General features: G+C 72.8%; 20 protein-coding genes. 7 read left to right on the top strand and 13 right to left on the bottom strand.

Annotated elements, in window-relative coordinates; genetic code table 11:
* Position 1 precedes the first annotated feature (1 nt).
* From ABT057_RS41275 to ABT057_RS41260, 4 genes are read right to left on the bottom strand one after another with little or no spacing between them, the layout of a single operon-like run.
* Entirely contained in the window at positions 2-1,324 is a 1,323-nt protein-coding gene (locus ABT057_RS41275) for a carboxylesterase family protein (RefSeq protein WP_352349096.1), read from the bottom strand.
* Entirely contained in the window at positions 1,321-2,142 is an 822-nt protein-coding gene (locus ABT057_RS41270; protein ID WP_352349095.1) for a carbohydrate ABC transporter permease, read from the bottom strand. The genes ABT057_RS41275 and ABT057_RS41270 overlap by 4 nt, the downstream gene beginning before the upstream one ends.
* Positions 2,139-3,092, bottom strand: coding sequence for a carbohydrate ABC transporter permease (locus tag ABT057_RS41265; RefSeq protein ID WP_352349094.1), 954 nt, complete (start codon positions 3,090-3,092; stop codon positions 2,139-2,141). The genes ABT057_RS41270 and ABT057_RS41265 overlap by 4 nt, the downstream gene beginning before the upstream one ends.
* Positions 3,093-3,099: 7 nt before the next feature.
* Positions 3,100-4,401, bottom strand: a complete 1,302-nt coding sequence (locus ABT057_RS41260) for an extracellular solute-binding protein (protein ID WP_352349093.1) — start codon at positions 4,399-4,401, stop codon at positions 3,100-3,102.
* Between the two features lie 386 nt (positions 4,402-4,787).
* Here ABT057_RS41260 and ABT057_RS41255 point away from each other — a divergent pair, with 386 nt between their 5' ends.
* The 5 genes from ABT057_RS41255 to ABT057_RS41235 all read left to right on the top strand — a co-directional run bounded on the left by ABT057_RS41255 (position 4,788) and on the right by ABT057_RS41235 (position 14,354).
* Positions 4,788-6,650, top strand: coding sequence for a serine/threonine-protein kinase (locus ABT057_RS41255; RefSeq protein ID WP_352349092.1), 1,863 nt, complete (start codon positions 4,788-4,790; stop codon positions 6,648-6,650).
* A 65-nt stretch (positions 6,651-6,715) separates the two neighbouring features.
* The gene (locus ABT057_RS41250) at positions 6,716-8,026 is read left to right on the top strand and encodes a hypothetical protein (RefSeq protein WP_352349091.1); all 1,311 of its coding nucleotides are present in this window, start codon (positions 6,716-6,718) and stop codon (positions 8,024-8,026) included.
* Positions 8,027-8,073: 47 nt separating this feature from the next.
* Complete coding sequence (locus ABT057_RS41245) at positions 8,074-10,722, top strand: hypothetical protein (protein ID WP_352349090.1); 2,649 nt, start codon at positions 8,074-8,076, stop codon at positions 10,720-10,722.
* A 60-nt stretch (positions 10,723-10,782) separates the two neighbouring features.
* On the top strand, positions 10,783-12,396 hold the full coding sequence (locus tag ABT057_RS41240) for a VWA domain-containing protein (protein WP_352349089.1): 1,614 nt from the start codon (positions 10,783-10,785) through the stop codon (positions 12,394-12,396).
* Positions 12,397-12,407: 11 nt separating this feature from the next.
* Positions 12,408-14,354 carry a serine/threonine-protein kinase gene (locus tag ABT057_RS41235; protein WP_352349088.1) on the top strand — a complete coding sequence of 649 codons (1,947 nt, stop codon included), beginning with the start codon at positions 12,408-12,410 and terminating at the stop codon, positions 14,352-14,354.
* A gap of 56 nt (positions 14,355-14,410) precedes the next feature.
* Here ABT057_RS41235 and ABT057_RS41230 read toward each other — a convergent pair whose 3' ends face one another.
* From ABT057_RS41230 to ABT057_RS41215, 4 genes are all read right to left on the bottom strand, one after another.
* Positions 14,411-14,704 (bottom strand): hypothetical protein, encoded by a 294-nt coding sequence (locus ABT057_RS41230; RefSeq protein WP_352349087.1) that lies wholly within the window; start codon positions 14,702-14,704, stop codon positions 14,411-14,413.
* A 70-nt stretch (positions 14,705-14,774) separates the two neighbouring features.
* On the bottom strand, positions 14,775-16,007 hold the full coding sequence (locus tag ABT057_RS41225; RefSeq protein ID WP_352349086.1) for a PP2C family protein-serine/threonine phosphatase: 1,233 nt from the start codon (positions 16,005-16,007) through the stop codon (positions 14,775-14,777).
* Positions 16,008-16,149: 142 nt separating this feature from the next.
* Positions 16,150-17,079, bottom strand: a complete 930-nt coding sequence (locus ABT057_RS41220; RefSeq protein ID WP_352349085.1) for an anti-sigma factor RsbA family regulatory protein — start codon at positions 17,077-17,079, stop codon at positions 16,150-16,152.
* Positions 17,076-17,441, bottom strand: a complete 366-nt coding sequence (locus tag ABT057_RS41215; protein WP_352349084.1) for an STAS domain-containing protein — start codon at positions 17,439-17,441, stop codon at positions 17,076-17,078. Before ABT057_RS41215 ends, ABT057_RS41220 begins: the two co-directional genes overlap by 4 nt.
* Positions 17,442-17,718: 277 nt before the next feature.
* Between ABT057_RS41215 and ABT057_RS41210 the strand changes: the two genes are divergently transcribed.
* On the top strand, positions 17,719-18,570 hold the full coding sequence (locus tag ABT057_RS41210) for a SigB/SigF/SigG family RNA polymerase sigma factor (RefSeq protein WP_352349083.1): 852 nt from the start codon (positions 17,719-17,721) through the stop codon (positions 18,568-18,570).
* Positions 18,571-18,630: 60 nt separating this feature from the next.
* On the opposite strand, the gene ABT057_RS41205 is transcribed toward ABT057_RS41210, so the two are convergent.
* Genes ABT057_RS41205 through ABT057_RS41195 form a run of 3 tightly spaced genes read right to left on the bottom strand, consistent with a single transcriptional unit; the run spans position 18,631 to position 21,014 of the window.
* Positions 18,631-19,518 (bottom strand): aldo/keto reductase, encoded by an 888-nt coding sequence (locus tag ABT057_RS41205; RefSeq protein ID WP_352349082.1) that lies wholly within the window; start codon positions 19,516-19,518, stop codon positions 18,631-18,633.
* A 26-nt stretch (positions 19,519-19,544) separates the two neighbouring features.
* Positions 19,545-20,579: a zinc-dependent alcohol dehydrogenase family protein gene (locus tag ABT057_RS41200; RefSeq protein ID WP_352349081.1), complete on the bottom strand. Its 1,035-nt coding sequence runs from the start codon at positions 20,577-20,579 to the stop codon at positions 19,545-19,547.
* Positions 20,580-20,600: 21 nt separating this feature from the next.
* Positions 20,601-21,014 carry a (R)-mandelonitrile lyase gene (locus ABT057_RS41195; protein ID WP_352349143.1) on the bottom strand — a complete coding sequence of 138 codons (414 nt, stop codon included), beginning with the start codon at positions 21,012-21,014 and terminating at the stop codon, positions 20,601-20,603.
* Positions 21,015-21,506: 492 nt separating this feature from the next.
* Between ABT057_RS41195 and ABT057_RS41190 the strand changes: the two genes are divergently transcribed.
* Positions 21,507-22,433 carry a helix-turn-helix transcriptional regulator gene (locus ABT057_RS41190; protein ID WP_352349080.1) on the top strand — a complete coding sequence of 309 codons (927 nt, stop codon included), beginning with the start codon at positions 21,507-21,509 and terminating at the stop codon, positions 22,431-22,433.
* A 163-nt stretch (positions 22,434-22,596) separates the two neighbouring features.
* Here the strand turns inward: ABT057_RS41190 and ABT057_RS41185 are convergent, their stop codons facing one another.
* Together ABT057_RS41185 and ABT057_RS41180 are read right to left on the bottom strand one after the other, a co-directional pair.
* Positions 22,597-23,682 (bottom strand): GNAT family N-acetyltransferase, encoded by a 1,086-nt coding sequence (locus ABT057_RS41185; protein WP_352349079.1) that lies wholly within the window; start codon positions 23,680-23,682, stop codon positions 22,597-22,599.
* A 170-nt stretch (positions 23,683-23,852) separates the two neighbouring features.
* Positions 23,853-24,407, bottom strand: a complete 555-nt coding sequence (locus ABT057_RS41180; RefSeq protein ID WP_352349078.1) for a hypothetical protein — start codon at positions 24,405-24,407, stop codon at positions 23,853-23,855.
* Between the last annotated feature and the right edge of the window lie 1,086 nt (positions 24,408-25,493).

Raw genomic sequence — 25,493 nt, 5'->3', positions numbered from 1 at the left:
ATCAGCACGTTCCCGCTCCCGTCCCCCGGACCACGGGGTCGTACCCGCCGGTGGTGTCGACGACGGGCGTGCCGTACGCGCGGGCCGGATCGCCGTGTCCGCCGGTGGCGCGGCCCCAGGCCGGTGTCCCGCCGCGGACGAAGGCCGTCAGGTCGGCGTGCATGTGCGCGGCCAGGACGGCCGGCGGGTTCGGGCCGAGTGCCTCGGGGACTCCGGGTGCGTCGAGGAGGTCGAAGAAGAACGGCAGGTCGGTGCAGTGCGCGGCGCCGCCGGACACCGGGGAGGGCCATTCGAAGGAGTACAGCCAGGTGCCGGCGGGGGCGGTGCGGCGGGCCGTCGCGGCGGCCGGGCAGGCGGCGCGGAAGACGGTGTCGGTGCGGCGGGTCCCGGCGGCGCGTCCGACGGGGTCCGCGGGGGAGTCGAACTCGTCGGCCGTCGCCCCGAGGAGCAGGGGGACGTCGTGCCCGTGCCGGGTGAGGCCGTCGGCGACCGGCACCGGCAGGACGTCGTCGCCGACGACCGGGCCGAGCACCAGGACGTCGTCCTCGGTGCGCAGGTCGAGGACGGCGCGCTGGAGCCGCCCGGGCGGGTGGGCGCCGAGCCCCGCGCGGGTCGGCGGCACGCCGAGGGAGTGCGCGAGCCGTTCGAGGAAGCCGTGTCCTGTGACCTCGAAGAAGCCGCCGGAGAGGCTCACCGCCCGCTGGAAGCGGCCCCGGCCGGCGGGCGAGGACAGCAGTGCGAGCACGGCCGCCGCCCCGGCGGACTGGCCGGCGAGCGTGATGCGCTCCGGGTCGCCGCCGAACGCGGCGATGTTCTCCCGCACCCAGTCGAGCGCGAGCAGCAGGTCGCGCAGTCCGAGGTTGGCCGGCACCCCGTCCAGTGGGGCGAAGCCGTCGACGCCGAGCCGGTAGCCGGGGGTGACGAGGACGACGCCGTCGCGGGCGAAGGCGCGCCCGTCGTACCAGGGGCTCGCCGGGCTGCCCGCGAGGAAGCCGCCGCCGTGGATCCATACCAGGACGGGGCGGGGCGTGCGGTCGCCGTCCGCCGCCGGGGCCGTGACGGTGAGGTTCAGGATGTCGTCGCCCGGGACCGACGGCTCCGGCACGGTGGTCGTCGCCGACAGCGGGACGCGCTGGGAGGTGGGGCCGGGCCGGGACGCGTCGAAGGGCTCCGGCAGCCGGCCGCGCGGGACGGGCGCGGCGAACCGGCGGGCGCCGGTGGGGGCTTCGGCGTACGGGATGCCCGAGAAGCGGCGTACGCCCTTGAGCTGACGCCCCACGATCGTGCCGGCGGGTGCGTGGACGACCGGCCGCAGGGCGCTCACCGAAGCCCCGTCCCGGCGATGCCCTGCACGAAGTACCGCTGCAGGAACAGGAACAGGACGAGCACCGGCAGCATGACGACGACCGCCCCGGCGAGCATCAGGCCGTAGTCGGTGACGTGCGCGGCTGCCTGGCTGGTGGCGGCGAGGCCCACCGGGAGGGTGTAGGTGGACATGCTCTGGGCGACGATGAGCGGCCAGATGAAGTTGTTCCAGGAGCTGAGGAACGACATGATCGTGATCGTGGCGAGTGCGGGCCCGGCCAGCGGGAGGAAGATCCGGAAGAAGATCCGGAACTCGCCCGCGCCGTCGATGCGGGCCGCTTCCAGGAGTTCGTCGGGGATCGACAGCGCGTACTGCCGCATGATGAACACCGACAACGGCAGCGCGACGGCGGGCAGCGCGATCCCGGCGAGGGTGTCGGCGAGTCCCAGGTCGACGGTGATCACGAACTGGGTGACGAAGACGGCGGTGAACGGCACCATCATCGCCGCCATGACCGCCCCGAACGCGAGCCGCCGGCCCGCGAAGTCGAGCTTGGCGAGCGCGTAGCCGGCGGCGGAGGCCGCCACGATGTTGCCGGCGACGACGACGGCCGCGACCACCACGCTGTTGGTGAGGAACCGGCCGAAGCCCTCGGTGGCGAACAGCCGGGTGAAGTTGGCGAGGGTGACGTGGTGCGGGAGCCAGGCGCCGGGATCGGAGCGGATCTCGTCGAGGCCGCGCAGCGAGCCGCTCACCACCCAGACGAAGGGGAGCAGGGTGAGCAGCGCGCACAGCACGAGGGCGCCGTAGAGCGCGGGGCGTCGCAGGTGGGTCATGTGCGGGACCTCAGCAGCCGGAACTGGACGAGGCTGACCACGGTCACCAGCAGGAGCATCACGAAGGACGCCGCCGCCGAGGTGCCGAACTCGCCCGCGCCGAACTGGCGGTAGGTGTACAGCGCGACGGACTCGGTGGAGCCGAGCGGGCCGCCCCCGGTGAGCAGGTAGGGCTCGTCGAAGACCTGGAGGTAGAACACGGTCAGCAGGACGGAGACCATGAGCGTGGTGGGCAGCAGCAGCGGCAGGGTGATGTGCCACAGCTGCCGCCACCGGCCGGCCCCGTCCAGTGCGGCGGCCTCGTACACGTCCCCGGGTACGGCCTGGAGCCCGGCGAGGAAGAGGACCATCGCGATGCCGAAGTTGCGCCAGACGCCGAGCAGGATGACTACCGGCATGGCCAGGTGCGGGTCGCCCAGCCAGTCCGGTCCGGCGAACCCGGCCGCGCCGAGCACCTTGTCGACCGTGCCGTCGGTGTTGAAGGCGTAGCGCCAGATCAGGGCCACGGCGACGACGTTGGTGACGACGGGCGCGAAGAAGACCGTACGCAGCACCCCGCGCAGCCGGCGGATCCCGGAGTTCAGGGCGAGGGCCAGCGCGAAGCCGACGCCCATGGTGAGCGGTACGCCGACGGCCACGAAGAGGCCGGTGTTGAGGATGTCGCGCAGGAACGTCGGGTCCCGCAGCAGCCGCAGGTAGTTCGCCGTCCCGGTGAAGTTCACCGCGAACGGGGTCCGCAGGTCGGCGCCGCGCAGGTCGGTGAGGCTGAAGCCGAGCGCGGCGACGGCGGGGACCAGCGTGTAGAGCAGGAACACGAGGGTGAAGGGGGCGAGGAACAGCCAGGCGACGGCCGTACGGCGGGCCGCGGGGCGGGGGCGCCTGCGGGCGGTGCGGGGCGCCGCCTTCCGCAGTGGCTTCCCGCGGGCCTCCGGGATCAGGGTGGTCGTCATCGGCGGCTCACTCCGACCCCGTACCGACGCTCTCGGCGTACGCCTGGATGTTCGCGGCGGCCTTCGCCGCGGTCTCCTTGCCCTTGGCCACGGCTTCCATCTCCTTGCCCATCCGGGTCGCCACCTGCTGCCAGGTGGTGACCTTCGGGAAGGCGCGGGTGTCCTTCAGCTGAGTGAAGAAGGCGTCGAGCAGCGGCTGGCCCTTGATGGCGGGATCGTCCCAGGCGGAGATGACGGCGGGCAGCGAGCTGTACGCCTTGTACTGCGCGATCTGGGTGCTCGGCTGCGCGATGTGCCGGACGAGCTTCCAGGCGGCGTCCGCGTTGCCGCTGCCGGCGAGCACGCCCCAGGAGCCGCCGGCCGAGAAGGAGACGCTGCCCGCGGAGCCGGCCGGCAGCGGCGCGGTGGCGACGTGGGAGGCGGTCCAGCCGGTCTTCTTCGCGGCGGTGTCGAGCTGGCCGATCACCCACGGTCCGGTGATCATGGTGGCGGTCTTCCCGGAGACGAAGTAGGGCTGGGCGTCGAGGAAGGTGGGGCCGCCGGTGTCGGCGGTGCCCGAGGTGAAGAAGGACGCGTTGTACTTCAGCGCGTCGGCCATGGCCGGGGTGTCGAGGGTCCACTTGCCGCCGGACGACAGCAGCGAGCCGCCCGCCTGCCAGGCGTACATCGCGACGTCCTGGCCGTTGAAGACGTCCCAGCCGATGTCGGCCCCGAGGCCGTGCCCGGCGCCGGCGCCCTGCAGCGCCTTCAGGAACGGGGTCATGTCGTCCCAGGTGGCGGGTGCGCTCACGCCGGCCTTCTTCGCGAGGTCGGCGCGGTAGACGAGGGCGTACGTGTACGCGTACCAGGGCACCGTGTACGCCACGCCGTCGGCCACGCCGGCGTCCCAGAGGCTCTTGAAGAAGGCGTCCGGGTCGACGAGGCCGTCGGGGACGGGCTTCAGGGTCTTCGCGTCGAGGAACTGTGCCTGCGACTCGGGGAAGAACTGGGCGACGTCCGGTCCCTTGCCCGCCGCGACGGCCGCCTGGAGCTTGGTGTAGTACTCGGCGTTCGGAATCAGCGTGAACTTCACGCGGACGTCCGGGTTCGCCTTCTTGAAGGGCGCGATGACCTTGTCGAGCACGTCGGCGTCGCCCTGGGCGGCCCAGACGGCGACCGTGCCGGTGGCCGGGGAGCTGTCGACGGGCGCGGCGCTGCCGGTGGCGGCCGCCGGGCCGGCGCCGCGTCCGCAGCCGGCGAGCGGGAGAGCCGATCCGGCGGTCAGGCCGGCGGCGAGTCTGAGGGCGGTGCGGCGGGAGAGGTGGGGCACGGGGGACTCCACGGGATTTCAGGGGGAAGTAGCGTTTTGGGAGGTGGCAGCGACGCTACGAACGTCGTGTTTCGTCCCCGTGGCGGTCCTCGCCTCGAATAATTTCGGAACTTGTAGCGAAATCCCCCCGGGCGCGGCCCGCGTGATCTTGAACGGGGGCGCGGGCCCGCTTCCGCGCCCCGGCGCGCCGATCCGGAAACAGCCGGATCGTTTTATCGTGAACGGCTGCTATTGATTCCGGCAACTGGGGTAACGTACGACTTCACGAAGGTCCCACAAGGCACACGGTCCGACCTTCCCATCAGCACGTCTTTTCGATTTCACTTCGAATTTATTTTCGGATTCATTTTCGGATTCGATACGTCAGTCCGCGTTCCGGGGGGCACGTGAGAACGCAGCACAACAGCAGGGCGCTGGACGGTACGGACGACCTGACAGCCGCTGCCCGGGTCGCGACGGCGTGGCACGCGACACGGAACGAGACCGACGCACCCGATGTCGATCCGTCGTTCGAATTCATCGAACAGTTTTTCAGAAAACAGCTGCCTGAATTCGGCCGGCATTCTTCGGCGGAATGGCGGAAGGCACTTCGGCGGGCGGCCGACAGCGCAAAGAGGAACAGCCGCACTCAGGGACTCGGATGGCTGAGCACCGCGCTCGTCGGAGGCGAACTCGACGCCGTCACCGTCACGGAGATCGGCTGCGAGAAGGTACGCGTCAGCCGTCTTTCGTGCGGCACGGACGACGGACTCCCCCACACCAGCGTCCTGTGCGAGACGGAGTGGCGCACCGCCGCCGCGGACGGCGCCCTCGACGACGACAGCCTGCTGCGGCACCTGTTCGAGCTGGCCCGGGAGACGCCCACCGCGCGGGACGTCGCGGACGCCCTCGACCGTGCCCTCGGGCGGTCCGCACGGCACGACGACCCTCCCCTCGTCGTCGCCGTCCGCGCGGCGGGCTGGGCCCGGGTCGAGGAGGCCACCGCCCTGGCCGGCGCCCTGCGACCTGCTGTGCTGCGGCTGTGTCTGCCCGTCGGCTGGCCGCGGCAGGGCCCCCTCGACCTGCTCGCCGGCGCGCCCCTGCGCCGCACCCTGTGGTTCGTCGCCGCCCGGGTGGACGACTCCTCGGGCGCCGTGGGCCTCGCCCGGCAGGCCCTCTTCCGGGCCGGCAGCACCGGCTCCGCCCGGCCGGACGCGGGCGGGTCGTCGCCGGTCGCCGGCGTACAGGTCGGGCAGCCGCCCTCCGCCTCGGGCGCACCGCAGCGGCACAGCGCCTTCGTCGTCACCGCCCGGCCGGCCGACGCGCCCACCGCCTGGCTCCCCGTCAGGGCGGACCGGGTGGCGCTGCCCGCCGCCGGCGGGACCACCCTGCGCTACCGGCTCGACGCCCCGGGAAGCCTGCGGCTGCTGTACGACGGCGGGCACGAACCGGAGACCACCGCCTGGCCGCTGGTCGTGCGCGACCTGCCGCGCGGGCAGTCGGCCCCACGGCCCGTCGACCTGGTGGTGGCCGTGGAGACCGCGGTGCGCCGCGGACACGGCGCCGCCCAGCTCGCGGAACGGCTGCGGCAGGCCCGGGCGGTCATCAGCGCCACCGCCGCCGCCGTACCGCACGCGGACGGACTGTGGGTGGGACTGATCGGCTACCGGGACCACCAGCCGCTCGCAGGCCCCGGGGACCGTACGCCGATCCACTACCGCGCGGGCCTGCGCCCGGCGGGAGAGGCGGCGCGGGAGCTCGCCGGCTGGGAGCACAGCCAGCTGCACCACGACTTCGCGACCGGCCTCGAGCACGTGCCGGGCGAACTCCTCGGCTGGCACGCGCAGTGGCGGCCCGGCAGTCTGCGGGTCCTGCTGGTCGTGGGGGCGCGCCCACCGCATCCCTACGGCAGACCGCCGCAGGCCGTCCGCCGGCGGGCGCCCGTACGGGTGTGCCCCGACCGGCTGGACTGGGAGTCCGCGCTCGCGGCCCTGCACAGCCGGCAGCAACTGCGCTGTCTGGCCCTGGTGGACCCGCCGGCCTGGATGGACGGCGACACCGAGCCCCTGGTGGCCGAGTGGGCCCGCCACGCCTGGGCGCAGTTCGGCCGGCAGGGCTGCTTCGCCGTCGCCGACGGCACCGAACCGGTCGTGCGGACGCTGCTCACCTCCGTCCGTCCGGCCGGCGACGGCGCGGCGCCGTCGATGCTCGTCGCCGCCGCGGGGCCGGCCGACGCCTGGCTCGCCCATCCGGCGCCCGACGCGGTCTGACGAGCGGACCGACCCGACCGGGGCCTTCGGACCTGCGGAGGCCCTCCAGAGAAACAGGGGGAGACATGACCGACCGAGAAAACGACAAGGACGCCTACCCGCAGGACGCGGGGCGGCGGCGCGCCGACAGCGGCAGGAAGAGCCCGTACGCCGTCTTCGACCAGCCCGTCGCGCTGCCCGGACCACCCGACCCGCCGGGACCGTCCGCCCCGCCCGCAGGTCCCGCGATGTTCCCCGTCCAGGAGGACGGCGGCAAGCAGACCGACGAACGGCGGCCCGTCCACCACCAGCTCACCCGGCCGGGCACCCACCCGGCGGCGCGGCCTGAGCGGGCCGAGCCCGCCGAGAGCCCCGCCGCCCCGGCCGTCGAGAGCACGAACGAGGCCGGGGCCGAGGCCGCCGCCGCGTCCACCATCACCCTCTGGGGAGGCATGGGCAGCGGCAAGTCCACCCTGCTGGCCGCGCTCACCCGCGCCGTGCTGGACCCGCAGTACGGCTCCTGGAACGTGTATCCGGAGGACCACGCCTCCAAGCAGTACCTCAGCGACCTCGCCCACACCTTCTACCGGGAACGCGTCTTCCCCAGCGCCACCCAGGACGAACAGCGCCCCGTCCGGCTCACCCTGGTCGGCGACGTGGCCGGAACGCCGTACTCGACCAGGAACACCAGACGCAAGTGGCGGCGGAACGGGCCGCCGCCGTCCGACGTGCTCGAATTCCGGGTCAGTCTGCGCGACATGCCCGGCGAGGCCTTCGACCTGCGCTCCGACACCGGGGCGCTGATGGGCCCCCGGCTGGTCACCGACCTCGCCGACTCACGGGCCATGGTGTACGTCCTCGACGCGGCCCGCGAGTGGCGGGTCAACGGCGCGAACGGGCCCGTCGACGAGGACGAACGGCAGAGCGCCGACTTCTTCACCGAGGTCCTGGACGGCGTGGCCACCGAGATCGCGATCCGCGGGCAGCGCGACGGCCACCGGCTGCCCCACAGCATCGCCGTCTGCCTGGCCAAGTTCGACGACGCGGAGGTCTTCCGCTTCGCCTGCGAGAACGCCAACGTGCGGCTCAACCCCCGCACCGGCCAGCCGGAGGCCGTCGACGCCAGACGGCTCTTCGAGGACCTGTGCAACGAGTTCCCGCACGGCAGCCTCAGCGAGATCAGGAACCAGATCGAGCGCTACTTCGTACCGGAGCGCGTCGGCTACTTCGTGTCCTCCGCCGTCGGGTTCTGGGTGCATCCCGAGCACGGTTTCGACTTCGCGAACCCCTCGCTGGTCAACCCCCTCGAGGACAGGGTGCGCTTCGCCGCCTCGCCCCGGCCCGTCAACGTCATGGAGCCGTTCCTCTTCCTGCGCGGCCTGAACCGGCGGCGATGACACCCCCACGTATCCGAGGTCCCCGGACGAGAAAGGAAGACCTGCCCATGTCGTCCACCGGCACGGGACTGACCGCGGGCTGGGCGGTCTGGGGCAAACCCCCGGGCAGCCGGCAGGGGTACCACGTCATGGCGGCCTGGCCGCCGGAGTGGAGCAGCCCGTACAACAAGGCGATCCAGGACTGGTCCCCCGGCACGCCCGCCCCCACCGACACCCTGCCCTGGATCACCATCGGCCCCGGCCGGATGCCCGACGGGCAGCTGGGCCTCGGCGTCTACGTGCTCCACGGCACCGGCACCTCCGACGCGCACAACCGGCCCATCAACCGCATCACCCACTTCTGGGTGCCGTACCGGCTGGCGGCCGGGCGGGGGCTCGGCTGGACCTCCCTGGCCCGCGCCGCCCTCGGCCTGGTCAACCGCACCGGGGCCCCGGTGCCCGAGACGCAGCGGCCGGACCCGGCGCAGGACCTGCCCGCCCCCGCCGCGGCCCCGCACGCCGTCGAACTGCCCATCGGCGCGGACGAGCACCTCATGCGCGAGGTCGACGAGGTCTTCACCTCCGACGACGGCTCCGACCTGGCCACCAACGTGCTGCGCTGGCACGCCGCCGTGGCCGCGCGGCTGCTCGACGGGCCCGTGGTGGTGACGGGCGGCCCCGAGGAGGATCCGCTGGAAAGGCTGCGGCTCCTGGACAACATCGCCGCCATGCTGCCGTTCGCGCTGCGCTCCACGGTCTCCGCCGCCACCGCGACGTCGTCCGGGGCGAACCACCGCATCCATCTGTCGTGGGGCCGCCCCGCCCCCGGTGTCGTCTGCGTCCCCTGGCAGGCCAAGCCGCCCGCGCTCGACGTGCTCTCCCCGGCCGCCCTCCAGTACCACGACCTGCTGCTCCACGCCTGGGATTCGCGCGGCGGCCCCGCGGTCCTCGCCCATCTCGCGCGGGCGACCGGGCTCGACGCGCACGGCGACGTACCCCGCCTCCCGCTGCCCGAACAGGCCTACGCGGTCCTCAGCGCCCTCGACGACAGCCTCTCCATCGAGGCGCAGGCACTGCGCGGGCAGCCGGTCGCCGTCGAGGTGGTGGACGACTTCCTGCGCGACCCGCGGACCAGCGGCACGACCGTCAGGGTCATGCTGCAGGCCAAGATGTCCGGACCGTCGACGGACATGTCGTCCGTCTCTCCCCGGCTGGACGATCCCGAGGTCGCGCGGCTGCTGTTCGGCCTGCTCGCCCAGGACCTGCTGGCCGGTCCCCTGGAGTCCGTCCAGGAACGGATCAGCAGTCTGCTGTTCCACACGGCGACGGACGGCCCGCGCCGGGACGTCCTCGACCGTTCCGTCGCCTCTCTCGTCACCCAGCCGCAGCTGCGCGGACAGGACATCGACATCACGTCCACCCTGCGGCTCCTGCCGTCCCTGGAGCCCTTCGAACCGGACAGCATGCCGTTCACCCGGGGCGCCCTCGCCGCCCTCCCGGAGCACGTCCACGGGCTCCTGCACGCGGTGTCCCGGGGACCGATGCCCGCGGCGAAAGTCCTGCGCTGGCTGGACTGGCTCAGCCCCGCTCCGGGCGACGAGACCGAACTCCCGCTGCTGCGGGACCTCCTGGTGCGGTACGAGACGTCGACGTGGGCGCCGCAGCCCCGCTGGGCCGCCAAGCACCCGGACGCCTGCGCGCGGCTGCTGGACCTGGCCATCGCCTGCGGCAGGGGCGACGCCGTGCTGAGCGGCCAGGTCTTCGACGAGCTGCGCGACGTACTGGTGTCGCCGCACCGGGGCCTGCGCAGGACGTCCGGCCCGCGGGACGAGCCTGCCGCCCTGCGCGCCCTGCTGCGCGGCGGACCGTGCGCACCGCTCGACCCGCGCTCCGAGGCCCGCTGGGACCTGCTGTGCGCGCTCGCCGGCCAGCCGCCCACAGCAGCGGCCGGGCATCACCGCACACCGCCGACCCGATCGCGGCTGGACACCTACGCGACCTTCCTGCGCCAGCATCTGAGCGCGCTGCGCCCCCGGGAGCGGACGATCGCGGGAGAGGTCCTGCTGCGGCACCTCCTGCACGTCGACGCGGCCACGGGGCTGCGGCCCGGCGACACCGCCCGCGCCGTGACCGAACGGCTCGTCCAGGCGCCCACCGATCAGCCCTTGTGCCGGCTCACCGACACGGCCGTCACCGAGCTGCTGGCCCGCGACGACTGGCGCGCGGAACCGGAGGACACCGGGTGGCTGCGGCGGCTGGGCACCTCCCTGCCGTCCCTCGGGAACGTCCTCGAGCTGTACTCGCTGCGCGACGCCGTACGGACCGGCCGGCTCACCGCCTCCGAACTCGCTCTGCAGCTGCGCGCGGCACGGCTGGCCGGCGTCACGGCCGCCGATCTGTGCAAACCGGTCGGCGACTGGGCGGCGCGGCACCCTCAGTGCGGGAACGCGCTGGTCAGCCTGCTGGACGCCTATCTGAGGGTCCATGCGGAGAGCGACGATCCGTCAGGCCCGTCCGCACGGACGGCGCTGGAGTGGGAGTTCTCCCGCGGCCGGCTCGGCCAGACGCTGTGGTCGGACTACTACACGGCCGCGACGGCCTCCCTGCGGACCGAGGAGGACCGGGCCTCGGAAGCGATCCGCACGGCCGAGCGCCACCGGGAGACGGTCCGGCGCCGCCTGCGGGAACTGACCCAACTCCACTCGGCCCGCCACTGAACCCGGCGCCGCCCGATCCTCCGGCAACCGCCGGGACCTCCCGAGAAAGTGCTGCCTGCCATGCTCACGCCCCCACCGTCACCCTTCCGGCGCCGCTCGCGCGCCGCCGCGGTGGCCGCCTGCCTCTCCGTCGCCCTGCTGCTGGGCGCGTCGGCGGCCCGCGGCTCCGAGGAACCCGCCCCCTCACCGGACGAGATCGGCCACGCCCTGCACGTCGACGACGTCCCCGCCACCTACGTCGTCCTCGTCGACACCTCCTCGTCGATGAACGACCCCGGGCCGGACGGCACCAGGCTGTACGACACGGTGCGCGCCCGGCTGCGGGGCTTCCTCGCCGGTCTCGCCCCCTCGGACCAGGTCTCCGTGGTCGCCTTCGGGCGTGCGGTGAGCGTGGTCCAGCCCCTCAGCCCGGCCGGCGACGCGCGGGACGCCGCCGACGCGCTGCCCGCCGAGGCCGGGGAGAGCGCGAGCGATCCGGGCAGCGCCCTGGAGGCGGCGGCGGAACAGCTCACGAAGAGCCGCACACCGGTCGCGGCCGTACTGCTGCTCACCGACGGTGCGATCAACGCTCCCGGCAGTCCCTACGCGAAGCTGGGATCGCCGGGCTGGAAGCAGCTGCGCGAGCGGTACAGCGGGCTCGGCACCGACCGCAACGTGGTCGGCTACGGACTGCCGCTCACCGGACAGACCCACATCTCCGACGTCCTCGCGGCGGTCTTCCCCACGCCCCGCATCCTCCCGGCGGGCGTCGCGGACCTGGACTCCCAGCTGGACACCGCCAAGGACCGGGTGCGCGCCGACAAGGCGGTCCGCGCACTGCGGGAGGACGACGGAAGCGGGGTGCGGCTGACCGTCGCCGACCCGTCGGCCCGCGGCGCGGGCTCCGGCACGCTGACCGTGCCCACCGGCGACCGCACCGGCGCGCGGCGCCAGACCGTACGCCTCACCGTCACGTCCCTCGCCCGCCATGTGCCGCTGCGGGTGAGACTGCGGGCCGGCTCCCGGCCGGGAGAGCCCGCGGTCACGGCCGACGGACTGCCCGCCGAACCGCTCGTCCTGCCGCCGGGGACCGTGCGGACCTACGACGTCACCCTCACCTGGGCGCAGAACCCCCGCTCGTCCCTCACCGGCTCGTCCGGTGCCTTCCGGTCCGGCCTCACCGTGTCCGCGGACGTCGCGTCGCCGTGGACGCCCACCGTGCACGGCGCCCTCGGCTACCCGGACTTCCGGCTGGACGGCTCCCGCACGGCCGAGGTGAGGCTCCGGGGCGAGGTGCCCGGGCACTCGCCCCGCTGGGCCCTCCCCCTGCTGCTCGTACTGGTCGTGGGCGGCGGGTTCCTCGGGTGGCTCCTCCACACCCGGCGCCGGCCGCTGCTGTCGGGCGAGCTCGTCGTCACGGACCTGCCGTCGGGAGAGCGCATCACGAGGCCGCTGAGCGGCCGGACCGTCACCTTGGACATCGAGGTGGCCGACGTGCGGGCCCGGGTCAGGGTCCGCGGGCGCACGGTGGCCGGACGCCGGGTCCTCGCCCTGGACTGCGTCCGCGAACCCGTGCGGGCCACCGGCACACGGCTCTCCGACAGCGGGACGCTCGAGCCGGGCAAGTCCACGGTGTTGTGCGGGATCGGCTTCTCGCACACCGTCGCCGCCCGTGACACCGCTCCGGCGCAGTGAGGGACCGGCCCGTGGACCAGCTGCCGACCGTCCCCGCCACGCTCCCCGCCCCGGTGACCGCCCTGACGGACGCGGACCCCGCCGAGGCCGCCGGGTTCCGGCTGCTGGGCCGGCTCGGGACCGGCGGGTTCGGCCACATCTATCTCGGCCGGCGTGCCGTCGACCATGCCGTGGAGCCCGGCGGCGACCCCTACGTGCTGGCTGCGGTGAAGCTCCTCAAGCAGGAGTACTCGGCCGACCCCCAGCACCTGCAGCGTTTCCACCAGGAGAGCAAGGCCCTCGAGCGGTGCGCGGGGGCCCGCATCCCCGAGCTGCTGTCCTTCCAGTTCGACGTGGGCCGGGCGCCCGCGATCGCCACCCGGTTCATCCCCGGCCCCTCGCTCTTCCGGATCGTGGACGCCCAGGCCGGCGGACTGCCGTCCGACAGCGTCCGGGCGCTGGGCGCCGACCTCGTCGACATCCTGCGCACGGCGCACAGCAAACGGCTGCTGCACCGCGATCTGCACCCGGGCAACATCCTGCTGACCGCCGACGGCCCGTGGATCATCGACTTCGGTCTCACCCGGATCAGCGGCCAGCGCCTCACCCGCCCCCTGGACCAGGCGATCGGCAACCCGCACTTCTGCGCCCCCGAACAGCTCGAGGACTTCGCCTCGACCAGTGCCCCCACCGATGTGTTCGGCATCGGCGCGGTGCTGCTGTTCGCGCTCAGCGGCCGCGTCCCGTACCCGGGGCCCCGCAGTGCCGTGCGGCGCTCGGCGGACCTCTCGGGACTGGCCGGCGACCGGCTCGGCGAGATCGTCGGCGCGTGTCTCGCCGCGGACGCCGCCGACCGGCCCACGCTGGAGGAGCTGCGCGACGAGCTGGGCGACCCCGGGACCCCGGAGCTGCCTGCCGCCGTCCACGGAACGCTGGACCGGCACCGGGCCCAGCTGCGGCACTTCCTGCGCAGCGTGGGCAACGAGGCCGAGCTCACGGTGCCGTTCCGGCCCGGCCGGCGCCGGTGGAGCAGGAACATCGGGGACTGGGCGCACGCCGTCGTCGCGAGCGAGGACGGCGCCGTGGCCGCGGCCGACGGCGCCGGCGGTGTGCACTGGCTGCACGCCGCGTCCGGTGTGCCCGTCGCACGGTTCCCGGGGTACCGGCCGCCGCTGCGCATGAGCGCCGGGGAGCGGCTGTTCCTGGTCCGGGACGCCGCGGGCCGGGTCGAGGCGTGGGACACCCGGGAGCGGGTCCGCCGCTGGTCGGCGGTGGCGCCCGGGAGCGCCGCGACGCCCTTCCTGCTGCACGGGCACAACGTGTTCCTGTGCGAGAGCGACGCGACCGTCCTCCACTTCGACGTCCGCACCCGCCGGGTGTGGTGGCGCAGCGGCCCGCTGCCGGGGCCGACGGCCATCGCGGCGGGGCCGGACCGGATCTACGTCCTCGCCGGAGGGGGGCGTCTGCTGCTGGCCCTCCACGACGAGGACGGCACCCCGGCCTGGCCCGAACCGGTCGCACTGGAGGCTCCGGTGCGGGCGGCGCCGCTGCCGGTCGACGACGCCGTCGTGGTCGCCGACACGCGTGGCGGTCTGCGGTGTCTGTCGGCGCCCGACGCGGCCGTGCGCTGGTCGGTGGCGCTCGGGGCGCCGGTCGTCACGGCGCCCGTGCGGGTCGGCGACACCGTCGTGGTCGGGGACACGTCCGGGGTGGTCCACGCCCGCGCGGCCCGAACGGGCGCGGAGCGGTGGCGGACCGGCCGGACGGACGGGGACGAGATCTTCGCGCTGTGCGCGCTGGGCGGCACGCTGGTGGCCGGCGGCTGGCTCGGCCGCCTGCACGCCGTGAGCGCCGAGGACGGCGGCACGGTGCGCACGCTCGACCTCCCGGGCCAGATCCTCGCTCTCACCCCGGCCTCGCTGAACACCGCCGTCCTCGCGGCCACTTCGGCCGGCACGGTCCATCAGGTACCGCTCTGACCCGCATCCGGACGCCGCGCGGCGGTCACCTTCCTGTTCCTGGGCGCACTCCGGCTTCAGGCACCCGTGCGGCGCCAGTGAGCGGTCCCGCGCGGTGCGGCGTGCCGTTGCGGCCCGGCCCCGCCGTTGGCGGCGAGGCACTGCAGCCACCAGGACGTCGTGGACAGCAGCCCGACGAAGACGACGAGCAGCAGGGCTGACGTCCACATGGGCCGGCTGCCCGGGGACTGCCATGCCGTCCACGCGGTCGACGCCGTCCACAGCACGACGCCCGCCGCGTAGTGGACCCGGACGCGGCGCAGTTGCCTCACCGTCCGCACGGACACTGGGTGATCACGGTTCGCTGCCATGCCGGCCCGTGTACCCCGATCCGGGCGGTCCAACGATGCGGGTGTGCCCGGCTTCGGGGCCGCCACGCGGTCAGGTTCGGCTCGGACTCGAGGAGTGGGCGGCTGCGGCTCGTCGCCGCAGGCCGGGTCTGTTCCGCGCCGGTCCGCGGGGATCGCCGTGCCAGTCCAGTACCAGGACCGTGGCGTCGTCCCTGAGGTTGCCGTGGCAGGCTTCGAGCACCGCGCCGGTCAGGCTCCGGACGGCTTCTCTCGGATGCTGCGCGCGGGTGTCCCGGACGACCGAGGCCAGGTCGGCGGCCGCGGCACCGCGCTCCTGCATTCCGTCGGTGAGCAGGATCAGACGGTCTCCGGGACGCAGTTGCAGTTCCTGTACGCGGTAGGAGGTGGGTGCCGCCACACCGAACGGCAGGTTGACGGCGAGTTCGACCTCTTCGACGGTGCCGTCGCGCAGCCGCAGTGGCCACGGATGGCCGGCGTTGACCAGTTCGCAGAGGCCTGTTCCGAGGTCCACGCACAGCAGTTGTCCGGTGGCCAGGCCGCGGCTGTGGCTCAGCATGGCCCGGTGGGCGTGGGCGGCCTGCTGGAGGGCGTCACAGCCGCTGCGGCGTGCCTGCCGCAGCGCTCCGACCAGCAGGGTGGCCAGCAGAGCCGAGTTCGTGTCGTGGCCCATGGCGTCGGTGATGGACAGGTGCAGGGTGTCGCGGTCGAGGGTGTAGTCGTAGGTGTCGCCACCGATGTCGTCGGCCGGGATCAGCCCGGCGGCGAGGGTGAACTGGGCCGCCTCGCAGCAGGGGGCCGAGGGAAGCAGCTGGTGCTGGATCTCCGCGGCGAGGCTGGTCTCGGTGGTGCGCCGGCCCATGTGGTACAGGTCGGTGAAACGGCGGTCGGTGACGATGATGTAGGCCAGCGCGTGTGCCGCGTCGCGGACCTGCCGGAGCGCGGTGTCGTCGGCGGACTGCAGGGTGACCTCCAGGACGCCGATGCAGTCGCCGCGGTTGGTGACCGGCGTGATGACGCGCCGTCCGTCCTGGCCGTCGGGCTGCACATGCTGGCGCTGGCTCCGCAGAACGCCGTCGTAGACGCTGCCCTGCAGGTCGATCGGCTCGGTACGGTCCGCGACGTCACCGCCGGCCGCGGCGAGCCGTACCAGCCGCTGACCGATGAGGTCGAGGAACAGGAAGGACACCCGCTCCGCACCGAATCGCTTCTGCAGGTCGTGTGCCATCACGTCGACGGACTCACCGGGCGGCGCCGCCTCCGCGGCGGCCAGCAACTCGCCCAGTTCCAGATCTCCACCCTCCACGGCAACCTCCCATCGGTTGCCGCAACTTCTTCCCCGAGTCTCCGCAACATCACCTGATGTGCCCGTCCTGCCTGGTCAGGGTCGCGGGCCAGAATGGTGTGCGGAGATGCCGGGTCCGTCGGGCGGCGGCGGGGCGGGCCGGTCAGCGGTCGAGGTAGAAGCGGATGGTGGTGCCGTCCTGGGCCGTGTGGAGGCGTACGAGGTCGGCGATGTAGTGGACGAGCATCAGACCGCGCCCGCCCAACTGGTCGCGTGCCGGTGGCCGACGGCCCGCCAGCGGATCGGTCAGCCGGCCGCGGTCGTGGACCTCGCAGGCGATCCGCTCACCCTCGGCCCAGATCCGCAGGATCCCCGATCCGCCGCCGTGGACCACGCTGTTGGTGGTCAGCTCCGCCACCGCCAGCGCCAGGTCCTGCAGCCGGTCACGAGCAAGGCCCAGCTGTTGCGCTGCCTGGACCGCGAAGGAACGGGCCAGCGGAAGTGCTTCCGCGTCGAACGTCAGAGAGGCCGCTCCGGGCGGGTGTGCGAGGGGCTGGTTGTAGCGGGCGACGACCTCCTCGGGAGCGTAGACGTCGCTGGCCAGTTCGATGCCGGTGTCGATGACGACGGGATGGGTGGCGCGGGCGTCGGCGAGCACCCCCGGCTCCAGGCCGTCCGCGTCGTACGGGCACAGGATCGTCACTTCCCGGCCCTGGAAGGCCGCGTTGATGAGCGCCTCGTGCTGGACGCAGGCCGGGTACTCCATGGCCGAACGACCGGCCCAGATCGGCTCCCCGACAATTCTCACCCGGCCGGCCGTGTGAGCGTCGGCGAAGGCGCGCAGTACGCCTGGGATGATCCGCCCCGGGTTGCGGCCGGCCTCGGTCATGTCGAGGAGCTCGACCTTGGCGGCGCTCGCTCCCAGTCCGGCCTTGATCAGTTCGAGGTTGGGGCCGGGCACGGCGACCGCGACGGCCTCTCCGGCGGCCAGACCTTCCACGACGAAGGGCACGACGCCCGCCGTGTACTGCTCCGCGCCCCGGTAGAACAGCGCGGGGTGCACGAAGGGTTCGTCACTGGTGGCCGTCCTCATCGCCCCGCCACCTCGATCGTCGAAAGCCCGGGCCAGAAAATACCCAGGACGCGCCCCAGCTCCGGCGGCGGCCGCTCCAGGACGATCCGGCCGGTGCCCAGTTGCTGCGCGGTGACCGCCAGTGCCGCCGTGCCGCCCATGTCGATGAACGTCAGGCCGGACAGTTCCACGAAGGAGACGTCCGTGTGGCCGCTCGCCAGGGTCTCCAGTGCCTCTTCCCAGGAGGAACGGGTGATCACGTTGATCTCTCCAGCGGCACGGATCCCGGGGCGACCCGACAGTGACCGGATCTCCAGCACGGCGCCGTCACGCGACGGCGCCCGGACCGGGACCGGCCTGTCCACGCCGTGAGAGGCATCCACGTTCCCTCTCCCCACCTCAGGTGGCGCCGACCGGCGCTCCCCGCCTCTCCGCCTACCGCACCTGCGGAGCGACGGACTTCAGGCACGCCATCGTATAGCCCGGCCGGTGCACCGGGCACCGAAGCCGGGAAGGGACGGCGTGCGGTCGGCCGCCGGGTGACATGCGCGAGGTGATGGAGGACGGGTCCGCATGGTCCGGGTCAGGCGGGGTAGACGAGTCGCCGTCGGCCCGCCACGGGCAGGGGCCGGCCTGCAGGACGAGGGAGGGAAGCCAAAGATGACCGCGACAACGAGTCTCCACGAAGACGTCGTTCACGCTGCCGATCGACTGCCGGAGGTGGCCGATCCGCAGAAGGTGGCACCCAGGGACGCGCGGTCGATGTCGAAGCTGTTCTTCGAACAGCTGGCCGTCCTGGAAGAGGGCACCTGCGAGTACCAGTACGCGCGCAACACACTGATCGAGATGAACATGTCCCTCGTCCGCTACGCGGCCGGCCGGTTCCGCAGCCGGGGCGCGGACCAGATGGAGGACATCGTCCAGGTCGGCATGATCGGGCTGATCAAGGCGATCGACCGGTTCGAGCTCTCGCGTGAGGTGGAGTTCACCTCGTTCGCCGTCCCCTACATCGTCGGAGAGATCAAGCGGTTCTTCCGCGACACCTCGTGGGCCGTGCACGTCCCCCGGCGCCTTCAGGAGGCCCGCGTCGAACTCGCCCGCGCCACCGACGAGCTCCGCAGCCGCCTGGGCCGCACCCCGACGGTCAGGGAGCTGGCCGAACTGATGAACCTTTCGCAGGACGAGGTCATCGAGGCGCGCCTGGCCGCCAACGGCTACAACTCCTCCTCCCTCGACGCCGCCATCAACGGGGAGGAGACCGGGGAGACGGCGCTGGCGGACTTCATCGGAACCGAAGACACCGCCATGGAACTGGTGGAGGACTTCCACGCCCTGGCCCCGCTGCTCGCCGAACTGGCCGAGCGGGACCGGCGGATCATCCACATGCGGTTCGTCGAGGAACTCACCCAGGCCCAGATCGCCGAACACCTCGGCTGCTCCCAGATGCATGTCTCACGCCTGCTCTCGCGAACCCTGGCCCGCCTGCGCCAGGGCATGCTCACCACGAACTGAACCGACGGCCGCCGGCCCTCCCCTGATCGCCATCGTGAGCAGTCGGTGAGGTGGAGGCCGTCAGCGGCGTCCGAAGGTGTCCAGGCGGATGCTCTCCGGGTCCGGCCCGCTGCGCAGCCCGGTGTCGAGGGCGTCGACGGCGGCCACCTCGTCGGGCGTGAGGTGGAAGTCGAAGACGTCGAAGTTCTCCGCGATGCGGTGCGCCTTGACGGACTTCGGGATCGCGCACACGCCGTGCTCGAGGTGCCAGCGCAGGACGATCTGAGCGGCCGTCCTGCCGTACTTGTCGGCGAGCGCGGTGACGACCGGCTCCTCCAGGGCGCTGCGGCCGCCGTTCGGGGCATGGGCCCAGTAGCGGGTGATGCCGCCGATCGGCGACCACGCCTGAGTGACGATGCCGAACTTCGCGTGGACCTCGCGCAGTTCACGCTGGACGAAGTACGGGTGCAGCTCGACCTGGTTGACCGCCGGGACCACGTCGGTCTGCTCCATGAGCGTGCTCAGGAGCCCCGGGGTGTGGTTGGAGACGCCGATCGCCCGGACCCGGCCGTCGGCGAGGAGCCTCTCCGCGGCCTTGTAGGCGGCGATCCACGGTTCGGGCTCCAGCGGCACCGGCTGGTGCAGCAGGTAGAGGTCGAGGTGGTCCAGGCCCAGCTTGGCCAAGCTGGTGTCGAAGGCGCGCAGCGCGGAGTCGTAACCGTAGTCGCTCAGCCACAGCTTGGTCGTCACGAAGACCTCGTCGCGGTCGACGCCGGAGCGCTCGATGCCTTCGCCGACCTGCTCCTCGTTGCGGTACGCGGCGGCGGTGTCGATCAGGCGGTAGCCGTCCCGGAGGGCGGTCTCGACCGCGGCGGCGGTCTCCTCCGGGGGGCTCTGGTAGACGCCGAGGCCCAGGGCGGGCATCTCGACGCCGTTGTTCAGCTTGAGCACGGGACTGTGTCCGGTCATTGAAGTTCCTTGTGAGCAGGGTTGGTTCAGGGCTGGACGATGACCTTCAGCGCCTCGCGGCCGGCCATGGCCCGGTAGCCGTCCGGTACGCCGTCCAGGCCGACGGTGCGGTCGAAGACGCGGCCCGGCTGGATGCGGCCCTCCAGGACGTCCGGGAGCAGTTCCCCGATGTAGGCGCGGGCCGGGGCGACGCCGCCGGTGAGGGTGATGTTGTTCAGGAACTCCGGGAAGCCAAGCGGGACTTCGGGGTACTGCGGCGCGCCGACCCGGCTGATCGTGCCGCCCGCGCGGACCGCACCGATCGACATCTGCAGGGCGGGCAGGGTGCCGACGCACTCCAGGACGGTGTGGGTGCCGTCGCCGCCGGTCAACTCCCTTACGCGCTCGATGCCTTCCTCGCCGCGCTCGGCGACGATGTCGGTGGCGCCGAAGTCGCGGCCCAGGTCGGTGCGGTCCTTGTGCCGGCCCATCAGGATGATCCGCTCCGCGCCGAGGCGCTTGGCGGCCAGCACCGCCGAGAGGCCGACCGCGCCGTCGCCGACGACCGTGACGGTCGTACGCTCGTCGACCCCCGCGGTGACCGCGCAGTGGTGTCCGGTGCAGAACACGTCGGACAGCGTCAGCAGGGACGGCAGGAGGTCCGAGTCCTCGGCCACCGGCAGCTTGACCAGGGTGCCCTGGGCCTGCGGGACACGCACCGCCTCGCCCTGGCCGCCGTCGATGCCGCCGCGTGCCCACAGGCCGCCGTGGCGGCAGGAGGTGTGCAGGCCCTCGCGGCAGAAGTCGCAGGTGTTGTCGGACCAGACGAACGGGGCGACGACCAGGTCGCCGCGCTTCAGCTGCGACACGTCGGAGCCGGTGTCCTCGACGACGCCCAGGAACTCGTGCCCCATCCGCTCGCCGTGCCGCGCCTGCGGCATGGAGCCGTAGGGCCACAGGTCGCTGCCGCAGATGCAGGAACGCAGGACGCGTACCACGGCGTCGGTGGGCTGCTGGATCTCCGGGTCCGGAACGTCCTCGACACGGACGTCGCCGGCACCGTACATCAGTGTTGCTCGCATGGGTTCTTCTCCGGTGGGGGGTCAGTGAGCGGAGGTGCGCGGTGCGGCGTACTGCTCGTCGGCGACCTTCTCCAGCCAGGTCGTCTCCGGGCTGCCGTCGCCGCGGCCCTCCCACAGGGCGAGGTGCTCCATGAAGTCGTCGGGCGTGGCGCCGTGCCAGTGCTCCTCCCCCGGCGGGGTGTACACCGTGTCGCCGGGGCGGGCCTCGATGACCGTGCCGTCCCGGCCGCCGATCAGCGCGACGCCGGAGACGATGTGCAGGGTCTGGCCGAGGGCGTGGGAATGCCAGTCGGTGCGGGCGCAGGGCGAGAAGCGGACGAGGTTGAGGCGGGCGCGGGAGGGCTCCTGACCGGCGTGGATGACGTCGAACCAGACGTCTCCGGTGAACCAGTCGGCGGGCGCCTTGACGGTGGGCTGCTTCTTGAGGATTTCCACGGTGTAGTTCCTTGCTGTGGGACCCGGCTGCTCCGTGCGGTACAGGGCGGCAGGCGCGGCGACGGCGACCGGACCGCGGTCGGGCGGGGAGAGGCCCGGGCGGTGCCCCTTCGTCGCCTTGGCCGCGGCCCTCGGTGCGCCGAGGGCGACTCGAGGCACTGCGGGAAGACGGGCTTCCGGTCGCTGTCGATCCTCCGCCATCGGCCGTCGCGGTGGGAGGCCGCGTCGTGCCGGGGAGTGACAGGGCCCCCCAGACTTCTCCCGCGCAGGTCACAGCGGCATCGACCGCTGCACCCCGCTGGAGCGCGGCGAGGAGACCCGCCCCGGCCCGGCCGTCGTCGGCTCCCCGGCCCATGCCCTCAAGCCGGCGAGGGACCTGACCGACGACACGTGGCGCGTGGTTCTGCACCGTCGCCACCGCCTGGTGAGGGGGTGTGACAGGGCCCCTCACCCACCTGTCCCGCAGGTCACAGCCCTGCCACACTGAATCGCATGGCACGTGAGCAGCGCAACGGCGGCACCGGCGGCAGCGAGCTCGGACGGTTCCTGCGAGCCCGCCGCGCCCGGGTCACCCCCGCCGACGTCGGTCTCCCCGAAGGCCCCGGGCTTCGCCGGACGCCCGGCCTGCGCCGCGAGGAACTGGCCACCCTCGCAGGGGTCAGCATCGACTACTACACCCGCCTGGAGCGCGGCAGGGAGACCAACCCCAGCCCGTCCGTGGTCGACGCCCTCGCCGCCGCCCTGCTCCTGGACGGCGACGAACGCGAGCACCTGCGCGACCTCGCCGCACATGCCGCGCGCAGCGGCGCGTGCGAGCCGGCGACGGCACCCAGCCGGGTCGTGGCGCGGGGCGTCGAACTGCTGCTGGAGAGCATGCGCCCCCATCCCGCCCATGTGGTCGACCGCACGATGCAGCTGATCGCCTGGAACCCCGGCGGCCTGCGTCTGATGGCCGGTCTGGCGGACTGGCCGCCCGCCCGGCGCAACATCGTGCGCTACGTCTTCCTCCACCCCGCCGCCCGCACCCTCTTCGAGGACTGGGAGTACCAGATCCGCGGCTGCGTCGCCCGCCTGCGCACCCTGGCGGGCATCGAACCGGACGCCCCCGACCTGACCGACCTGGTCGACGAACTGCTCCTGAAGAGCCGGGACTTCGCCCGCCTGTGGGAGCAGTACGACGTCAGGGGCAACACCACCGGCCGCAAGACCTTCCACCACCCCGGGATCGGCGACGTCACCTTCGGCTACCAGGTCATGGAGCTGGAGGGCGCCGGCGGCCACCGTCTGGTCGCCTACCACGCCGAACCCGGCAGCCCCGAGTACGAGGCGATGCGCCTGCTCGACGCGGCCACCGACGACGAGCTCCCGGCCCGGGCGCCGCTGCGGACCGGTCGACCCGCACCCGGACAGGGCACCTGACCGGTCAAGATGCCCGCCACTCCCGGGGTCGCGCCGACGTCACTCGTCGGGCGGTTCCGTGGATCGATGCGGCGGTGTTCTCCGGCGAGCGCCCTCTTCACGCCGTGCTCGGCGCCGTGAGGTGTCATGGGGGGGGTGAATGTCTCCGGCCCTCCGGCTGTGGTCAGCGCTGCCTCATCGCTGCGACGGCTCTGAGACTTCGTACCGCCGCGCGCCTCAGTGCGGGCCGTTCACGCACCAGTCGGTGTACGACTCGCCTCGGCTCGCGGTGGAGCCAGTGCAGGGCCGCGCCCGGGCCTGTGGTGCGCAGTGCTCCTTCGTGGACCACGAGATCTCCCGTCTTGAAGGAGTTCTTGTAGGCGGCGTCTCCCCTGCCGAAGTCGACCAGGCGGATGCCGGACGCGGCAGCGGCCTCGATCATTCTCATATAGAGAATGCGGCCGGGTGAGTAGGTGGCGAGGGCGCGGTCGTAGGAGGGGAACCAGCAGGAGAGGACCGTGCGCGAGCGCAGGCCGAAGTGGGCGGCGACCGGGCGGTCGGCGGCGTAGAGCACCGAGAGGATGCCCGAGCACTCCGGTGAGACGGTGTCGGCGAGCAGGTGCACGAGGTTGGCGATCCACGGCTGGTCGAAGGGGTCGCGGCGGCCGGTGCGGCGGTAGTGGGCGGACTTCCAATCGACGAGGGTCTTCAGTGCCGCCGGGGCGCGTTCGTCGTGGACGTAGCGCAGCGGGCCGAGGTGGCGGGCCATGCGGCGTTCCTGAGCCCGGGTCGATTTCAGGAAGCTGCGTGAGTGGGCGCGGAGGTGATTCTCGTACGCCTCGAATCCGTGGGTGAGGTCGACGACGGGGGATGCGAATTGGTCCGTCGCGTACGGCAGGAAGAGTTCCTGGCCGCTTTCGAGGTGGTTGAACTCCCAGGCGCTCAGGGAGCAGACGCGCATGAGGTGGTGCGGGTCCAGGTGCAAGCCGGGGTGCAGGACGGCGCCTTGGCAGTCGGAGACGCCCAGGCCGACCGCGCGGCCGTGACCCCAGCGTCCCCGCTGGTAGGGGAAGTAGCCGACAAGTTCCCGATGGGAGCGCAGGACCGCGACCCGGGCATCGGGCCGCACCCGGCCGATGGCCTGGGTGAACTGTGCGCTCATGAAGGGGTTGGCAAAGACCGCGTTGGCGGCCCGCAGTTCGTTCCAGAGGCCGAGGTCGCTCGGCGTGAGGTCGCGGGGGTGCACGATGTCGATGCGGGGTGTGTTCATGGCTACTCCTGGTCGCGGGGAGGCAGGTGGCCCAGCTGGACCGGGTGATGCGCGCGGCCGGCCACGCGTGGTGCGCCATGGCGTGCAGCGGTGGCGGATGTGGCGGCTCAGGGGGCACGCCGGGGGACCTTCGACGCCGTGTCCGGTATGCGAGGGTGACGCCGACGGTGTTACGGAGGGCCCCTGCGCCCGGTCGCGCTGGTGAGCAGCGCCTCGGAGGCGCACTTGTCGTCCCCGCCGGCACGTGCTCCGCAGAACCGGCTCGCGTCCAAGGGCGGGATCACCGCGGTCCGTGTGAAGAGTAGAAGGCGAAGGCGGTGCAGGCAGGTGCGCAAAGTCTCCTGCACTGTGCCGGAGAGCCTGAGTCGGGAGCGTGCGACATCGCGCAGCGCGCACACGGTGAGCAGCGTCAACGCCAGATGGACGGCGCCCTCCAAGCCGACGTGAAGTGCCCGTCCTGCCGGCATGGGGGCGAAGGCTGCGTAGGCGAACCAGCAGCAGGCTGCTGCTTGCGCCAGGACCATGACGCCGAGGTCGGGTAGCAGGGGTCTGGGCGTGGAGGGACGCCGCAGGGCGCTCGCGAACAGGACAAGCGCCGCGACCAGCCATGCGGTGACAGACACGGTCCGTGCGAAGACCAGGTGGTAGCCGACGGCTGCCAGTGCCGTCGCCGACACCGCGAAGCCCACGGCCGCCACTGCTCCTGTCCCGGTCGCGCCGCTCACGGGCGGACGGCCGGGCCGGGCAGGAAGGAGTGAGTGCACCATCATGGCCCGTCCATGGTCGACGAGATGGAGGGGAAAACACTTCGGAACGGGAAAACTGCGGCACGCGAACGTTCAGGCGACGGGTCACATCTGCGGGTGAACGGGCGGCCGTCGGATGTGCGCCGCCTTCCGGAAGTCGCAGAGGCTCGACTCGAGGTCGCCGGATGAGAGGGTGCCGGGGATGGCTTGCAGAACGGTACGCGTCGCTCTGGCCAGGGGTGGCTCGGCGTCGAGAAGGTTTGAGCCGCCCTGATGATCGGTGGCGGGCGGCGGAGCGCCTTCGCGTGGGGCGTTCAAAACGGCTGGCCTACGGGCGCGGAGAGGGCTGCGGCGTCTGTCTCGCGGTACGAAAGACGGTCGGGGCGGGCCCGGTCCCGGGCGCGGCCCGAGGGGCGGCCCCTGTCGCCCGGTTCATAGTCCCGACGCCGATCATCTCTGCGGCGTCTTGTTCGGCTGGGCCAGTCACCTGGTTGTTCGGGCGAAGGCGACAGCCTGGCCACATTGACCGCCTAAGATCACTGGCGATGGGGCCCCAGAGACAGCACACGACCAGGGCTGCGTGCCGGACAACACGGCTCGCGGTGCTGAGCCCAGCCCTCGCCGTGCTGCTCGCCGCCCTGGTGATGGGTCTCGGGTACATGACCCACTGGCACGGAGATCCGACCCCCGCCTCCATGACCAGCGTGTCCGCCACGACACTCCCGACAAGCGCCTCGGACGGTCACCACACGACCGCAGCCACGCACCCTGCCGACTGCCCTTCCCGCGACGTGTGCTGCGGACCGGCCGCCGAAGACGTGCGAGCCGTGCTCGCCGCACCCGTCCAGCCGCTCCCTGCAGTCCTGCCCCGGGCGCCGGAACTACCGAGGCCGCCAAGCCCGTTTTCGCGGATCACTGCGTCCCCGCCCTCCAGCCGCGCTCCCGATCTCCACGTCCTCCAGGTGCAACGGACCTAGGGCCCTTCTGATGGATCTCCGCGGCGTCGCGACGCCCGGCACGCACTCTCGCCGCACCGGACAAAAGCCCTAGTAGCTCCGCTACGAG

This window comes from Streptomyces sp. NPDC002588, assembly GCF_040295925.1.
GTDB lineage: Bacteria > Actinomycetota > Actinomycetes > Streptomycetales > Streptomycetaceae > Streptomyces.
The sequence above is the reverse complement of the archived record's forward strand: the minus strand, read 5'-3'. Positions and strand labels throughout refer to the sequence as shown.

Excerpts from the sequence above, each read along its gene's own strand:
- ABT057_RS41270 (WP_352349095.1), bottom strand. The coding sequence starts at position 2,142 with ATGACCCACCTGCGACGCCCCGCGCTCTACGGCGCCCTCGTGCTGTGC.
- ABT057_RS41265 (WP_352349094.1), bottom strand. The coding sequence starts at position 3,092 with ATGACGACCACCCTGATCCCGGAGGCCCGCGGGAAGCCACTGCGGAAG.
- ABT057_RS41250 (WP_352349091.1), top strand. The coding sequence starts at position 6,716 with ATGACCGACCGAGAAAACGACAAGGACGCCTACCCGCAGGACGCGGGG.
- ABT057_RS41245 (WP_352349090.1), top strand. The coding sequence starts at position 8,074 with ATGTCGTCCACCGGCACGGGACTGACCGCGGGCTGGGCGGTCTGGGGC.
- ABT057_RS41240 (WP_352349089.1), top strand. The coding sequence starts at position 10,783 with ATGCTCACGCCCCCACCGTCACCCTTCCGGCGCCGCTCGCGCGCCGCC.
- ABT057_RS41230 (WP_352349087.1), bottom strand. The coding sequence starts at position 14,704 with ATGGCAGCGAACCGTGATCACCCAGTGTCCGTGCGGACGGTGAGGCAA.
- ABT057_RS41220 (WP_352349085.1), bottom strand. The coding sequence starts at position 17,079 with ATGAGGACGGCCACCAGTGACGAACCCTTCGTGCACCCCGCGCTGTTC.
- ABT057_RS41210 (WP_352349083.1), top strand. The coding sequence starts at position 17,719 with ATGACCGCGACAACGAGTCTCCACGAAGACGTCGTTCACGCTGCCGAT.
- ABT057_RS41205 (WP_352349082.1), bottom strand. The coding sequence starts at position 19,518 with ATGACCGGACACAGTCCCGTGCTCAAGCTGAACAACGGCGTCGAGATG.
- ABT057_RS41200 (WP_352349081.1), bottom strand. The coding sequence starts at position 20,579 with ATGCGAGCAACACTGATGTACGGTGCCGGCGACGTCCGTGTCGAGGAC.
- ABT057_RS41190 (WP_352349080.1), top strand. The coding sequence starts at position 21,507 with ATGGCACGTGAGCAGCGCAACGGCGGCACCGGCGGCAGCGAGCTCGGA.
- ABT057_RS41185 (WP_352349079.1), bottom strand. The coding sequence starts at position 23,682 with ATGAACACACCCCGCATCGACATCGTGCACCCCCGCGACCTCACGCCG.